Raw genomic sequence first — 13,081 nt, 5'->3', positions numbered from 1 at the left:
AATGAAAGCTTCCGCTCCGGCGCCCGCCGCGCCGCGTTTCCTCTTTGATACGTCGCTCTCCACGATCGTCGCCGGTTTCGTCGCGATGATGACCGGCTACACCAGTTCGCTCGTCCTGATGTTCCAGGCGGGCCAGGCCGCGCATTTGTCCGATGCGCAGATTTCCTCGTGGATCTGGGCGCTCTCGATGGGCATGGCGGTCTGCACGATCGGCCTGTCGCTGCGCTATCGCGCGCCGATCGTCGTCGCGTGGTCGACGCCGGGCGCGGCGCTGCTCGTCTCGTCGCTGCCCAACGTCGCCTACGCCGATGCGATCGGCGCGTTCATCGTCTGCGCGGTGCTCTTGACCGCCGTCGGCCTGACCGGCTGGTTCGACACGCTGATGAAGCGCATTCCGTCGGGCATCGCCGCCGCGCTGCTCGCGGGCATCCTGTTCGAGATCGGCATCGAGATTTTTCGCGCCGCCGAGCATCGCACCTCGCTCGTCATCGTGATGTTTTTCACGTATCTCGCCGGCAAGCGCTTCCTGCCGCGCTACGCGATCCCGGCGACGCTCGTCGTCGGCATCGCGGTCGCGGGCGCGCTCGGGCTGCTCGACTTTTCGCGCTTTCATGTGGCGCTCGCGCATCCCGTCTTCACGATGCCCGCGTTCTCGATCGCCTCGGCGATCAGCATCGGCATTCCGCTTTTCGTCGTCGCGATGGCCTCGCAAAACGTGCCAGGCATCGCCGTGTTGCGCGCCGATGGCTACACGACGCCTTCCGCCCCGCTCATCTCGACGACCGGCCTCGCGTCGCTCGTGCTCGCGCCGTTCGGCTCGCACGGCGTGAATCTCGCCGCCATCACCGCCGCGATCTGCACAGGCCGCGAGGCGCACGAGAATCGCGACAAGCGCTACACGGCGGCCGTCTGGTGCGGCGTGTTCTATCTGCTCGCGGGCACGTTCGGCGCGACCATCGCGGCGCTGTTCGCGGCGTTTCCGAAGGAGCTCGTCGTGTCGGTGGCGGCGCTTGCCCTCTTCGGCTCGATCATGAGCGGCCTCGCCAACGCGATGCAGGACGCGCGTCAACGCGAGCCCGCGCTCGTCACGTTCATGGTGACGGCGTCGGGCCTCACGCTGCTGTCGATCGGCTCCGCGTTCTGGGGCTTGATCGCGGGCGTTGTGACGCATGTCGTGCTCAATGCCAGACGCGCCTGACGCAGCCTACAATGGCGGAATCGGCCCCGATTTCCGGCCGATGCTTCCGCAATCGTTTTTGGCATTTCCGTCATGGCTTTGATCGACAGACTGCTGGCGCGCTCCACGCCGCCTGCCACCGCACCGAAGCGCAAGACGATCGTGCGCGTGCTGCTCGACGACGCCGAGCACGTCCAGGACGTCGTCATGAAGATGAGCTGCGGCGATCCGGCGAAAGACGCGCACGCGCTCGACGAAGTCCGCAAGATGCGCTTCGCGCGCGGCCAGTTGGACTCGGGCACGGTGCGGCGCTGGCACGAGCTCGCTTACGCGGCCGATTGAACGCGACTGAACGCGCTTGAACGCGCGAGGCGGCGCGCCGGTCGAATTCCGGCACGCCGCGTGCGTGCGCGCACGGTATCAGCGCGTTCGCCGCGCTCGGGACTAGAATGGGAAAATGAATTCAGGGGCGCGCCGCGCGAACGAAGTCGCCGCGCGGCGTCGCAATCATGGGCAATCCGCGGGTTGTTTACCGCAATTTGACAAGACGCCACGCGTCTGAGACTCGACATGACATCCGCTCTCGACCAGCTCAAGCAATACACGACCGTCGTCGCCGACACGGGCGACTTCCAGCAATTCATCGCATTCAAGCCGCAGGACGCGACGACCAATCCGTCGCTGATCCTGAAGGCCGTCCAGAAGGACGACTACAAGCCGCTGCTCGAAAAGACCGTCAAGGAGCACGCGAAGAAGCCGATGCCGCAGATCATCGACAATCTGCTCGTCGCGTTCGGCACCGAGATTCTCAAGATCATTCCGGGCCGCGTGTCCACCGAAGTCGACGCGCGCTTGTCGTTCGACACGAAAGCGTCCATCGACAAGGCGCACGACATCATCAAGCTGTACGAGAACGCGGGCATCAGTCGCGATCGCGTGCTGATCAAGCTGGCGTCGACGTGGGAAGGCATCCGCGCGGCCGAAGTGCTGCAGAAGGAAGGCATTCACTGCAACATGACGCTGCTCTTCTCGCTCGCGCAAGCGGTCGCGTGCGCCGAAGCGGGCGCGCAGCTTATTTCGCCGTTCGTCGGCCGCATCTACGACTGGTACAAGAAGTCGGCCGGCGCGGAATGGGACGAAGTGAAAAACGGCGGCGCGAACGATCCGGGCGTGCAGTCGGTGCGCCGCATCTACTCGTACTACAAGAAGTTCGGCTACAAGACGGAAGTCATGGGCGCGAGCTTCCGCACGGTGAGTCAGATCACCGAACTGGCGGGCTGCGACCTGCTCACGATCAGCCCCGATCTGCTGAAGAAACTCGCCGACAGCAACGAAAAGGTCGAGCGCAAGCTCTCGCCGGAGAGCGTGAAGAACGAGAACGTGGAGAAGATCGCCGTCGACGAGCCGACGTTCCGCTTCCTCGTCAACGACGACGCCATGGCGACCGAAAAGCTCGCGGAAGGCATCCGCGCTTTCGCCGCCGATGCGATCAAGCTCGAAAAGCTGATCACCGCGCTGCAATAAGCGCGCTGAAAACAGAACCGCGAATCGCGCCGGATCACTGGTGCGATTTGCGGTTTTTTCCATTTCGCTGCTTCTTGACGTAATTTGACCGTTTCCGAGTCGACGTAGGACGCCGTTGCAATAGACTTTCGGGCTCTGGCGGCATGTCCGCTTTATATGCACGGAGTCATTCGGTCATGCAACTGGATACCTATATCTTCTACAACGGCGACTGCGCCGAGGCGCTCGAACTCTATCAGGCCGCATTCGGCGCGCAGATCGCCGCGCTGGTGCGCTTCCGCGATGCGCCGGACGGCGGCAACGCCCCGCCCGACTGGGCAGACAAGATCATGCATGCGGTATTCTGCGTCGGCCCGAACGCGATTCTGGTGTCCGACGGCCGCTATGGTCAGCCGCGCAAGGACTATTCGGGCTTCACGCTGTCGATCGCCGCGGACGACGCGCAATCCGGCGAGCGCATCTTCAACATGCTCGCCGAAGGCGGCAACGTGCTCACGCCGTGGCAATCCACGTTCTGGACACAAGGCTTCGGCATGCTGACGGATCGTTTCGGCGTGCCCTGGCTCATCAACGTGGTGCACGAAGCCGAAGTGCAGGCAGCCTGAGCATTCACTGCTTCATGGATTGAGCGGCCGCGCCCCTTCGATATTCCACTGCCGCTCGATTTCCGACAGCCGCATCCGCAAGCGATCCACCTGCTCGACGAAACGCATCGCGAGCCAGTGCATGCCCTGCGTCGTCGCGTTCTCGTCGTCGGCGGCGATCGATTGCGGCGCGCCCGACGCATCCATCGCGCGATACAGCAAACCGACGCGCCCGAAGCGCAGCGCGCGCGCCATCTGCAGGAGCTGTCCGCGCACCGCGTATTCGCCCGGCGAGCACGCAATCGCAAAACGGCTGGGCGTTGCGCCCGAGACTTCCGGCATCGACGTCACGAGCATTTCCAGCGCCGCGAGAATCGAGCGATGCAGGCGCTGGATCTCTTCCAGCCGCGCCATCGGCACATCGGTTTCCTTCGCGACCGACTCCATCAGCGCGCGCGCCTGCACGAGCCGCTGGCTCATCGCATACATGCGGCGCGCCGTGTCCTCGGCGACGAGCGGCGTGCCATCCAGTAAAGCGCCGTAGATCCTCGCGCATTCGCGCAGATTGTCCGCGAGACGGTAGCGCCACGAATACGTCGCGTATTGCGGCAGCACGAACGAGAACGCGAGCGCGATCACGACGCCGATCATCACATTGGCCGTGCGCCACAAACCCGTGGAAAGCGGCAAGTCGCCGTGCCCGGAAACGATGACCATCGTGATCGCCGTGAGCAGCGCGACATAGCCCGGCTTGCCGATGGCGTAATACGCGCAGCCGCCCGCGACCAGGCACATCAGCACGAAGAACACCATCTGCGAGCCGGTCAGCGTCTCCGCGAGAATCAGCACGAGGCCGAAGCCCGCGCCGAGCGTCGTGCCGATGGCGCGTTCGGCGGCCTTCTTGCGGATGTTGCCGTAGTGCTGCAGCCCGCCGATCACGACGAGCACCGACACCGTCGCCCAGATGCCGTGCGGCATGTCGACGCCCGTCGTGACGGCGATCGACATTGCCACGGCAAGGCCGACGCGCAGCCCGTGGATCAGGTTCGCGTGCCGGTATCGGAAGTACGGCGACGTGACCCAGTGAACGAGGCGTGAGAGACGGCCGCGCCTGATTGACGTCGATGTCGGAGAAAGCATGGTTCGCTCACACGAAGGCTGTCCAAAAAAACGCCCGCAAAGGCGAGAAGCCTGTTACGGGCGTTTTACCAGCTTTTCGCGCGCCGCGCCGGGCAGGTGCGCGACGGCCGGAATCAGCCTTCCACGATGTCCAGATAATCTTCCGGACGCGTGCGGTCGTCGGAGCGCTTGAGGCCGAGAACGCGCACGAGCACGCTCACGACGATCGAAACGATGAGGTTCGCGATCAGCGCCCACACCGCCGCGTAGCCCGGCACGACGTAGCCGAACAGATGCAGCGGATAGATCGAGCCCTTCAGTTGCAGCGACACGGCCATCCACGTACCGACGCCGATGCCCGTCGCCCAGCCGATCAGCAAGCCGCGATGATCGAGCACGCGCGTATAGAGGCCGAGCACGAGCGCGGGCAGCGTCTGGATGATCCAGATGCCGCCGAGCAGTTGCAGCTGGATCGCGTACGTGAGCGGCAGCGCGAGAATGAACACCACCGCGCCGACCTTCACGATCAGCGACACGAGCTTGGCGACGTTGGTCTCCTGCTCCGGCGTCATGTTCGTGTTGACGAACTCGCGATGCACGTTGCGCGTGTACAGGTTCGCCGCCGCGATCGACATGATCGCCGCCGGCACCAGCGCGCCGATGCCGATCGCCGCGAACGCCACGCCCACGAACCACGACGGGAAGTAGTGCAGGAACAGCGCCGGCACGGCGAAGTTCGCGCCGTAGGCCTTGAAGTACTGCGCGTATTCCGGCATGTCCTTCACGCCCGAGGCGAGCGCCATGTAGCCGAGCAGCGCGAGCAGGCCGAGCACGAGCGAGTACGCCGGCAGAAGCGACATGTTGCGGCGGATCGTGTTGCCCGAATTCGACGACAGAATCGCCGTCACCGAGTGCGGGTACAGGAAGAGCGCGAGCGCCGAGCCGACCGCGAGCGTCGCGTACGCGCTGTAGCCGTTCAGGCTCGCGGCATCGGGCGCTTTCAGCAGCAGCTTTTCAGGCGGCACGGTGCTGAAAATATGGCCGAAGCCGCCGAGCTGCGCTGGAATCACGATCATCGCGGCGATGATGGTGACGTAGATCAGCACGTCCTTCACCACGGCGATCATCGCGGGTGCGCGCAGGCCCGACGTGTACGTGTACGCGGCGAGAATCGCGAACGCGATGATGAGCGGCAGATCGCCGACGAAGCCCTGCGTCGAGAAGCCGAGCGCGCCGATCACCACTTCGATGCCGACGAGTTGCAGCGCGATGTACGGCATCGTCGCGACGATGCCCGTCAGCGCGACGGCGAGCGCGAGCATGCGGCTGTTGTAGCGCGCGTGCACGAAGTCGGCGGCGGTCACATAGCCGTGACGCTTCGCGATGCTCCAGAGCTTCGGAAACACGACGAACGCGAATGGATAAATGAGGATCGTGTACGGCAGCGCGAAGAAGCCCGTCGCGCCCGCGCCGAACACGAGCGCCGGCACCGCGACGAACGTGTAGGCGGTATAGAGATCGCCGCCGAGCAGGAACCACGTGACAATGGTCCCGAAGCGGCGTCCGCCGAGGCCCCATTCGTCGAGCTGGGCGAGATCGCCCTTGCGCCAGTGCGCGGCGATGAAGCCGAGAATCGTGACGCCGACGAAGAAGAGGACGAAGACGAAGGTTGCGGTGGTGTTCATCATCGCGCGCCTCCGTTCTTTCGTCCCGAGGGCAGCGCCTTCGTCTTCTTATAGACGACGGCGGTGATGACGGCGCTGATCAGCACCCACAGCAGCTGATACCAGTAGAAGTACGGAAAGCCCCACAGAACGGGCTCGATCTTGTTGTAGAAAGGCACCCAGACCACACCGATCCACGGAAGGATCAGAAGCCACAGCCAATGCTTGTTGCGCGGTTGTCCGGTGCCGGTCGTAGCTTCGTGAGCCATGAACGGTCTCCTCTTGTTTTGTCGTTATTGCGAGCCCGGCGGGATGCCGGTCGTCGGGTAGACATGCCGCTTGAAGCGCCCCGAAATAACAGAGGGAGTATATGGACCGATAAATAGCGCTCAAATCAGGGAGAATCCCGACTATTCAGATTCCGCTGATTTCTCTGCTTGCTTCTGTGATGGCCGCGAAAGGGCCAGAACGCACGTTCCGGCCCGATGCATGTTCGGTCAGATGGAGAACGAACCCGTCGTCGGGATGCCCGCGCTTTCGGCGAGACCCTTCACCCACTTGCGCGCGGGCAGGCCGAGTTGGGCTTCGATGAGCTTCGCGCGCGTTTCGAGCGCGGCGAATGGCACGTCGAGCGCGGGACCGGCGAAGGCGAGCGCGACGCGATTGCCGTCGTGCACTTCGGGCAGCGCGATCACGCGATGATCGAACGCTTCGTTCAGATGCCGCATGTTGCGCACGAAGCTCGGATGATCGCCGAACAGATTGATCGTGACGACGCCCGCCTCGGGCGTGAGACACGCGCGGCACGCACGATAGAACGACACGCTGTCGAGGACGGGGCCGCGCGCGGTGGCGTCGTAGAGATCGATCTGCAATGCGCCGATCGTGCCGTGGTTCGCGCGATCGTTGACGAACTCCCACGCGTCGCGCTCGGTGACGGTGAGGCGCGCGTCGTCATAGGGCAGTTCGAACATCGCGCGCGCGGCGATCACGACCGCGGGGTTCAGTTCGACCGCTTCGACCTTCGCGCGCTTGAGAAAGCGGTGACAGAACTTCGTGAGCGCGGCCGCGCCGAGCCCGAGTTGCGCGATGCGCTCCGGCGTTTCGATGAAGAGCAGCCACGCCATCATCTGCTGCGCGTATTCGAGCTCGATGTGATCGGGCTTCTTCAAACGCATCGCGCCTTGCACCCATTCGGTGCCGAAATGCAGATAGCGCACGCCGCCCTCTTCCGAGAACGTCACGGGCGCGAAGCGCGGCTTGCGCGGCGCCTCGATGCGCGGGGCGTTGGCGAGGTCGTCATCGTCGCGATTGCGCTTCGATTTGGCGTTGTCTTTCTTGCGGCCGAACGCGCGGGCTTCGGCCGACGCGCGCTTGATGAGATTCGTCATTGTGTGGTGAGGATGTCGCGCCAGATGCGCAATTTTTGATCGAACGAGAGGATAGCATTGGCCGCGCTCGACGACGGCAGCACGAGCGTCGCGTAGCCTGCCGCTGCAAGGACGGGCGCGAACTTGCCCGAGGTCTTGCCGTTGAAGCAGACCTTGCGCAAGTTCGGGAAGCGCGTGCGGAACACGGCGAAGTCGTTGGGCGATGCGTTGCGGATCGCGGCATCGAGACTGCCTTCGCGTTCGCACGCGGCGAGCACGTCCCATAAGCCGATGCCGTGCTGCTTCAGGCGCGCCAGACGTTCGTCGTAGCTCAGTTCGTGCAGCGATTCCCCGATCGCCGCGCCGACGAGCCGCCAGAACTGATTGCGCGGATGCGCGTAGTACTGCGTCGCCGCCAGCGATGCGACGCCCGGAAAGCTGCCGAGGATGAGGGTGTGCGTGGCGTCATCGCCGACCGGTTCGAATCCCGCGAGCTTCATTTCGCCTCGCCGTGCGCGACGCGCTTCGCATGCGAGCTCAGATGTTCGAGCGAACGCGCGTGTTCCCAATGGTGCTTTTTCGCGGCTGATACGTCGAGGCGCGTCCAGAGCGCATCGAGCATGCATTCGGTGACCATCAGCGGCGCGCCGTGACGCTTGAACACGGATCGCCTCGCGACGAGCGCATGCGCGCTTTCCCTATGCGCCGATGCCAGGCGATGCAGCGGATGCCGCGCGGTGATCCTTCTGCTGACGAGCGCCGAGCGCGACACGCTGCCATCGCTATAAAGCAGTTCGGCGAGCGGACGCGTGCGCAGACGGCGCATCGATTGCCAGATGCCCGTGCTGTGCGAAAGCGGCACGACGCTATGCGCGACGACGAACGGCGCGCCATCGACCTTGAGCGTGACTTCGCGCGTCCAGACGGGCGTGCGCGGCGTGACATCGAGCGCGCGCCATTCGTCGCGCCACGGCATATCGACGGCTTCGCGCGTCACTTCGACCGTCACCGCGCCGAGCGTGCGCAGATGCGCGGTCAGCGAGCCGCCGCGCGTGAGCCAGTCCTTTTGAGCGTCGGTGAGCGAGGCAAGCGGGACGACGCGCCAGTGTGCGTCGATGGGATCGTTGGGCGTGAGCATGCGGCGGATTATAGAGGCACCCGCTATTCGGACGTTTCGGCTGGAATTGCTCGCCATCCACGGATATAAGGGGATTGGCCGCGAACACTGCATCACCGAGGCGCGGCGTCCAGACGAAGAATCAATGAAACAAGACTATGACAATCAACAAGAAACAGTCGTCGAAAGCAGTCACCGAGATCGCCGAAAAGACATTGCATGATCCGCACGCATCGAAGATTGCGAAGAGCTTCGCGGGATCGGTTCTCGCGCAGCGCCACACGAACAAACAGACCGGCGCGGCAATGGAACACAAGGCATCGCAAGCATTGAGAAGCCCGAAGTATTCGGAAGAGACCCGAAGGATGGCGGCATCGCTCATCGCTCAGTCGAACAAGGAACGCAAGAGCAAGTAAAAAACGCGCCGCCGGTTCCCCGGCGGCGCGTTCATTCAAATCACCTGCAAGGACTTACCGCGCAAGCAACAACGCGTTCGTGCGCTTCACGAAGCTCGCCGGGTCCTCCAGCGCGCCGCCTTCGGCCAGCAACGCCTGATCGAACAGCAGATGACACCAGTCGACGAAATTGGCGTTATCCGCATTCAACGACTTCACCAGCGGATGCTCAGGATTCACTTCGAGAATCGGTTCCGCTTGCGGCGCGTTCTGCCCCGCTGCCTTCAGCATGCGTTGCAGATAACCGCTCATGTCGCCTTCATCCGCGACGAGACAGCTCGGCGAATCGGTGAGACGGAACGTGAGGCGCACGTCCTTCGCCTTGCCTTCGAGCGCTTCCTTCATTTTCTCGACGAGCGGCTTCATTTCCTCGCCGACCTTCTCTTGCTGCTGCTTTTCCTCGTCGTCGAGCGCGCCGAGATCGAGGTCGCCGCGCGCGACGCTCTGCAGCGGCTTGCCATCGAACTCATTGAGGAACGACAGCATCCACTCGTCGACGCGGTCCGTCAGCAGCAGCACTTCGACGCCCTTCTTGCGGAACACTTCGAGATGCGGGCTGTTCTTCGCGGCCTGCCAGCTATCGGCGGTGACGTAATAGATCTTCGTCTGCTCGGGCTTCATGCGCGCAACGTAGTCCGCGAGCGACACGTTCTGCTCGTTGCTGTCGTTGTGCGTCGATGCGAAACGCACCAGCTTCGCGATGCGCTCGCGATTGCTGAAGTCCTCGCCGATGCCTTCCTTCAGCACTTGCCCGAACTCGTTCCAGAACGTGGCGTACTTCTGCTTGTCGGCGTCTTCGGTGGCTTCGGCCGAAGACGTCGCGAGCTCTTCGAGCATCGACAGCACGCGCTTGGTCACGCCTTCGCGAATCGCCCTCACGTCGCGGCTTTCCTGCAGGATTTCGCGCGAGACATTGAGCGGCAGATCGGCGGAATCGACGACGCCCTTCACGAAACGCAGATACGCGGGCAGCAGTTGCTCGGCGTCATCCATGATGAACACGCGCTTCACGTAGAGCTTCAGTCCGCCGCGATGCTCGCGGTTCCACAGATCGAACGGCGCGTGCTTCGGTACGTACAGCAGTTGCGTGTACTCGCTGCGGCCTTCGACGCGGTTATGCGTCCACGCGAGCGGCTCGTCGTGATCGTGCGAAACGTGCTGATAAAACTGCTTGTACTGCTCGTCCGTGATGTCGTTCTTCGGACGCGTCCAGAGCGCGCTCGCCTGGTTGACGGTCTCGTCCTCGTCCTTCGTGACCATCTCGCTCTTTTCGGCGTCCCACTCTTCCTTCTTCATCAGGATGGGCAGCGCGACGTGATCCGAATACTTCTGGATGATCGACTTCAGACGATGCGTCGACAGGAACTCGTCCTCGTCCGCGCGCAGATGCAGCGTGATGGTCGTGCCGCGTTGCGCGCGCTCGATGTCCTCGACTTCGAAATCGCCCTCGCCCGCGCTCGTCCAGCGCACGCCCTCGTTCGCCGCGAGACCGGCGCGGCGCGTCTCGACCGTGATCTTGTCCGCGACGATGAAACCCGAATAGAAGCCGACGCCGAACTGCCCGATGAGCGCCGCGTCCTTCTGCTGGTCGCCGGAGAGCTTCGAGAAGAATTCCTTGGTGCCCGAACGTGCGATCGTGCCGAGATGCGAAATCGCTTCGTCGCGGCTCATGCCGATGCCGTTGTCGTCGATGGTGACCGTGCGCGCGGCTTTATCGAACGACACGCGGATGCGCAGATCCGGATCGTTCTCGTAGAGCGCGCTGTTCTCGATGGCTTCGAAGCGCAGCTTGTCCGCGGCATCGGATGCGTTGGAAATCAGCTCGCGCAGGAAAATTTCCTTGTTGCTGTAGAGCGAATGGATCATCAGATGCAGAAGCTGCTTCACTTCTGCCTGAAAGCTCATGGTTTCTTGCGCCATGTCGGTTCCTCTTTGATTTCGTTGATGCGGATGCGTTGGCCGTGTTGGCCGAATTCGTCCGATATAAGGGCGCGCCGCTCGATTTCAAGAGCGACGTGCACGCCGTTATGATGCCTGCATGCACCGCACCGCCCGCGCACTCACACCCGGCGAGATCGACATCGCCCGTTCGATCTTCCGCGACGCCATCGACTATTCGCGGGTGCGCGTGCACGCGCGCGCCTATCTGCCGTTCGGCCTGCAGCCGCGCCGCACGGCGATGGCGCCGAACGGCAACCTCTATTTTCCGCGCGGATGTTTTCAGGACGACTTCTCCGCCTGCGACATCGCCGACCGCATGTGGTTCATCCACGAGATGACGCATGTCTGGCAATTCCAGCTCGGCTATCCGGTGCGGCTGCGCGGCGCGATTCGCATCGGCCTGCGGTATGCGTACACGCTCGCCGATGACAAGCGCCTCTGCGATTACAACATGGAAGCGCAAGGCAACCTGCTCGCGGATTATTTCGCGCTCAAGTTCTGCGACGGGCAAAACCGCCTTTACGAGCATCGCTACCGGCATACGCCCGGCGCGCTCGCGCTCTATGAGACCGTGCTCGCGGAGTTCATCCGCGCGCCCGCCGCGCGCCGCAATCTGCCAAGGCTTGCCGGACGGCGCCGCTAGGCGCTGCGCCGCGCGGCCTTTTCCAGATAGTTCGACAGCAAGGCGGGCAAGGCCGGATCGCCGCAATTGGCGATGTTGAAGCGCATCCACGTCGTCGGAGACTGATGCGGCGAAAACAGGCTGCCGGGCGTCAGCAGAAAGCCGGCTTCGTGTCCGGCTGCCGCGAGTCCATCGGAATCGATGCCCGCGTCCGCCCACAGGAACATGCCCGCCGCAGCCGGCGGCGCGAAAAGTCTGAGGCCGGTTTTTTCCAGCATGCGCGCGGTCTTGTCGCGCACGCCGTCGAGCCGGGCCCGCAGCCGCTCGACGTGACGCCGGTAATGCCCTTCCGTCAACACCTTGTAGACGACGCGCTCGTTGAGCTCGGGACTCGTCATGCCGACGAGCATCTTCTGATCCGCGAGCGCTTTCGCGACTTCCGGCGCCGCCGCGATATACCCGACGCGCAGATTCGCCGCGAGCGTCTTCGAAAAGCTGCCGAGGAAGATCACGCGCTTCAACTGATCGAGCGATGCGAGGCGCGTCGCGGGAAAGCCAGCGGGACACAGATCGCCGTAGACATCGTCCTCGACGACGATGAAGTCGTATTCCTGCGCGAGTTGCAGGATGCGGTACGCCTGCGCCGCCGTCAGCGACGTGCCGGTCGGATTCTGCAGCACCGAATTGATGATGAGCATCTTGGGCCGCCAGGTCGCGACAAGCGTCTCCAGCGCATCGAGATCGGGGCCGTCGGGCGTGTACGGCATGCCGACGAGCCGCGCGCCTTGCGAAGCGAAGCGGCCGAACATCTGAAACCACGCCGGATCGCCGACGATCACGGCATCGCCCGGCTTCACATAAAGACGAGAAATGAGATCGATCGCCTGCGTGATGCCCGACACGAGCACGATCTGCCGCGCCGCCGACGCGCCGATCTCCAGTTCCTCGAGCCGCGTCTGCAACTGCTGGCGCAGCGGCAAAAAGCCTTGCGGCGTGCCGAAGCCCAGCATCTGCGCCCCGCTCTGGCGCGACAGCGAGCGCAGCGCGTTGGTGATCAATTCGCCGTCGAGCCAGCGGCCCGGCAAATAGCCGAGCCCCGGCCCTTTTTCAGGACTGGACGTATGCAGCATGTTGCGCAGCAGCCAGACCACGTCGATGGTGTTCTGCACCGGCTCGCGATCCGCCGCGACGGCGGGCGTTTCGCCCTTCGCGACGAGCGTCGGCGCGATGCGCTCGCGCACGTAAAAACCGGAGCCGCGCCGCGAATCGAGATAGCCGTGCGCGACGAGCCGCTCGTACGCCTCGACCACGGTAAAGCGCGACACGCCTTTATCCAGCGCGAGTTTGCGGATCGACGGCATCCGCATGCCCGGACGAAATACGCGCTCGTCGATGCGCCTGCGCCCCCATTGCACCAGTTGATCGACGAGCGTGAGCTGCGCGGCGTCGTGCGGGGCGGGAATCTGATCGAGCGGAACGGACATGCGGGCCTCCGGTCTGCGGCGCGC

Annotated in this window: 14 protein-coding genes; 6 read left to right on the top strand and 8 right to left on the bottom strand. The window is 63.8% G+C overall.

Annotated elements, in window-relative coordinates; translation table 11 throughout:
- Position 1: 1 nt before the first annotated feature.
- From QCE58_RS05565 to QCE58_RS05550, 4 genes are all read left to right on the top strand, one after another.
- A complete protein-coding gene (locus QCE58_RS05565; RefSeq protein ID WP_034471259.1) occupies positions 2 to 1,198 on the top strand; it encodes a benzoate/H(+) symporter BenE family transporter in 1,197 nt (398 codons plus the stop codon).
- Between the two features lie 72 nt (positions 1,199 to 1,270).
- Complete coding sequence (locus QCE58_RS05560; protein WP_250521010.1) at positions 1,271 to 1,519, top strand: energy transducer TonB; 249 nt, start codon at positions 1,271 to 1,273, stop codon at positions 1,517 to 1,519.
- Positions 1,520 to 1,747: 228 nt separating this feature from the next.
- On the top strand, positions 1,748 to 2,701 hold the full coding sequence (gene tal / locus QCE58_RS05555; protein ID WP_008350701.1) for a transaldolase: 954 nt from the start codon (positions 1,748 to 1,750) through the stop codon (positions 2,699 to 2,701).
- A 176-nt stretch (positions 2,702 to 2,877) separates the two neighbouring features.
- Positions 2,878 to 3,306: a VOC family protein gene (locus QCE58_RS05550; protein WP_008350703.1), complete on the top strand. Its 429-nt coding sequence runs from the start codon at positions 2,878 to 2,880 to the stop codon at positions 3,304 to 3,306.
- Between the two features lie 12 nt (positions 3,307 to 3,318).
- Here QCE58_RS05550 and QCE58_RS05545 read toward each other — a convergent pair whose 3' ends face one another.
- The 6 genes from QCE58_RS05545 to QCE58_RS05520 form a co-directional block, all read right to left on the bottom strand.
- Positions 3,319 to 4,425 carry an FUSC family protein gene (locus QCE58_RS05545; RefSeq protein WP_175981858.1) on the bottom strand — a complete coding sequence of 369 codons (1,107 nt, stop codon included), beginning with the start codon at positions 4,423 to 4,425 and terminating at the stop codon, positions 3,319 to 3,321.
- A gap of 113 nt (positions 4,426 to 4,538) precedes the next feature.
- Positions 4,539 to 6,089, bottom strand: coding sequence for a monocarboxylate uptake permease MctP (gene mctP / locus QCE58_RS05540; RefSeq protein WP_008350706.1), 1,551 nt, complete (start codon positions 6,087 to 6,089; stop codon positions 4,539 to 4,541).
- Positions 6,089 to 6,337: a DUF3311 domain-containing protein gene (locus tag QCE58_RS05535; protein ID WP_008350708.1), complete on the bottom strand. Its 249-nt coding sequence runs from the start codon at positions 6,335 to 6,337 to the stop codon at positions 6,089 to 6,091. The genes mctP and QCE58_RS05535 overlap by 1 nt, the downstream gene beginning before the upstream one ends.
- Positions 6,338 to 6,565: 228 nt before the next feature.
- Positions 6,566 to 7,459 carry a spermidine synthase gene (locus QCE58_RS05530; protein WP_250521009.1) on the bottom strand — a complete coding sequence of 298 codons (894 nt, stop codon included), beginning with the start codon at positions 7,457 to 7,459 and terminating at the stop codon, positions 6,566 to 6,568.
- The gene (locus tag QCE58_RS05525; protein ID WP_250434269.1) at positions 7,456 to 7,938 is read right to left on the bottom strand and encodes a DNA-deoxyinosine glycosylase; all 483 of its coding nucleotides are present in this window, start codon (positions 7,936 to 7,938) and stop codon (positions 7,456 to 7,458) included. Before QCE58_RS05525 ends, QCE58_RS05530 begins: the two co-directional genes overlap by 4 nt.
- Positions 7,935 to 8,576, bottom strand: coding sequence for a chorismate lyase (locus QCE58_RS05520; RefSeq protein ID WP_250480408.1), 642 nt, complete (start codon positions 8,574 to 8,576; stop codon positions 7,935 to 7,937). The genes QCE58_RS05525 and QCE58_RS05520 overlap by 4 nt, the downstream gene beginning before the upstream one ends.
- 137 nt (positions 8,577 to 8,713) lie before the next feature.
- On the opposite strand from QCE58_RS05520, the gene QCE58_RS05515 reads away from it, so the two are divergent.
- Entirely contained in the window at positions 8,714 to 8,971 is a 258-nt protein-coding gene (locus tag QCE58_RS05515) for a hypothetical protein (RefSeq protein WP_034471270.1), read from the top strand.
- A 54-nt stretch (positions 8,972 to 9,025) separates the two neighbouring features.
- On the opposite strand, the gene htpG is transcribed toward QCE58_RS05515, so the two are convergent.
- The gene (htpG, locus tag QCE58_RS05510; protein WP_008350715.1) at positions 9,026 to 10,930 is read right to left on the bottom strand and encodes a molecular chaperone HtpG; all 1,905 of its coding nucleotides are present in this window, start codon (positions 10,928 to 10,930) and stop codon (positions 9,026 to 9,028) included.
- A gap of 118 nt (positions 10,931 to 11,048) precedes the next feature.
- Between htpG and QCE58_RS05505 the strand changes: the two genes are divergently transcribed.
- Entirely contained in the window at positions 11,049 to 11,594 is a 546-nt protein-coding gene (locus QCE58_RS05505; protein ID WP_034471272.1) for a hypothetical protein, read from the top strand.
- On the opposite strand, the gene QCE58_RS05500 is transcribed toward QCE58_RS05505, so the two are convergent.
- Positions 11,591 to 13,057, bottom strand: coding sequence for a PLP-dependent aminotransferase family protein (locus QCE58_RS05500; protein WP_034471274.1), 1,467 nt, complete (start codon positions 13,055 to 13,057; stop codon positions 11,591 to 11,593). The two genes, QCE58_RS05505 and QCE58_RS05500, sit on opposite strands and share 4 nt — an antisense overlap.
- Positions 13,058 to 13,081 lie beyond the last annotated feature (24 nt).

It is taken from the genome of Caballeronia sp. LZ028, from assembly GCF_031451415.1.
In the GTDB taxonomy this organism is placed as follows: Bacteria; Pseudomonadota; Gammaproteobacteria; order Burkholderiales; family Burkholderiaceae; genus Caballeronia; species Caballeronia zhejiangensis.
Note: the sequence above shows the minus strand (reverse complement) of the source record. Positions and strands in the feature narration are given on the sequence as shown.

Coding starts and splice junctions, on each gene's coding strand:
- QCE58_RS05565 (WP_034471259.1), top strand. CDS start 2: ATGAAAGCTTCCGCTCCGGCGCCCGCCGCGCCGCGTTTCCTCTTTGAT.
- QCE58_RS05560 (WP_250521010.1), top strand. CDS start 1,271: ATGGCTTTGATCGACAGACTGCTGGCGCGCTCCACGCCGCCTGCCACC.
- tal (WP_008350701.1), top strand. CDS start 1,748: ATGACATCCGCTCTCGACCAGCTCAAGCAATACACGACCGTCGTCGCC.
- QCE58_RS05550 (WP_008350703.1), top strand. CDS start 2,878: ATGCAACTGGATACCTATATCTTCTACAACGGCGACTGCGCCGAGGCG.
- QCE58_RS05545 (WP_175981858.1), bottom strand. CDS start 4,425: ATGCTTTCTCCGACATCGACGTCAATCAGGCGCGGCCGTCTCTCACGC.
- mctP (WP_008350706.1), bottom strand. CDS start 6,089: ATGAACACCACCGCAACCTTCGTCTTCGTCCTCTTCTTCGTCGGCGTC.
- QCE58_RS05535 (WP_008350708.1), bottom strand. CDS start 6,337: ATGGCTCACGAAGCTACGACCGGCACCGGACAACCGCGCAACAAGCAT.
- QCE58_RS05530 (WP_250521009.1), bottom strand. CDS start 7,459: ATGACGAATCTCATCAAGCGCGCGTCGGCCGAAGCCCGCGCGTTCGGC.
- QCE58_RS05525 (WP_250434269.1), bottom strand. CDS start 7,938: ATGAAGCTCGCGGGATTCGAACCGGTCGGCGATGACGCCACGCACACC.
- QCE58_RS05520 (WP_250480408.1), bottom strand. CDS start 8,576: ATGCTCACGCCCAACGATCCCATCGACGCACACTGGCGCGTCGTCCCG.
- QCE58_RS05515 (WP_034471270.1), top strand. CDS start 8,714: ATGACAATCAACAAGAAACAGTCGTCGAAAGCAGTCACCGAGATCGCC.
- htpG (WP_008350715.1), bottom strand. CDS start 10,930: ATGGCGCAAGAAACCATGAGCTTTCAGGCAGAAGTGAAGCAGCTTCTG.
- QCE58_RS05505 (WP_034471272.1), top strand. CDS start 11,049: ATGCACCGCACCGCCCGCGCACTCACACCCGGCGAGATCGACATCGCC.
- QCE58_RS05500 (WP_034471274.1), bottom strand. CDS start 13,057: ATGTCCGTTCCGCTCGATCAGATTCCCGCCCCGCACGACGCCGCGCAG.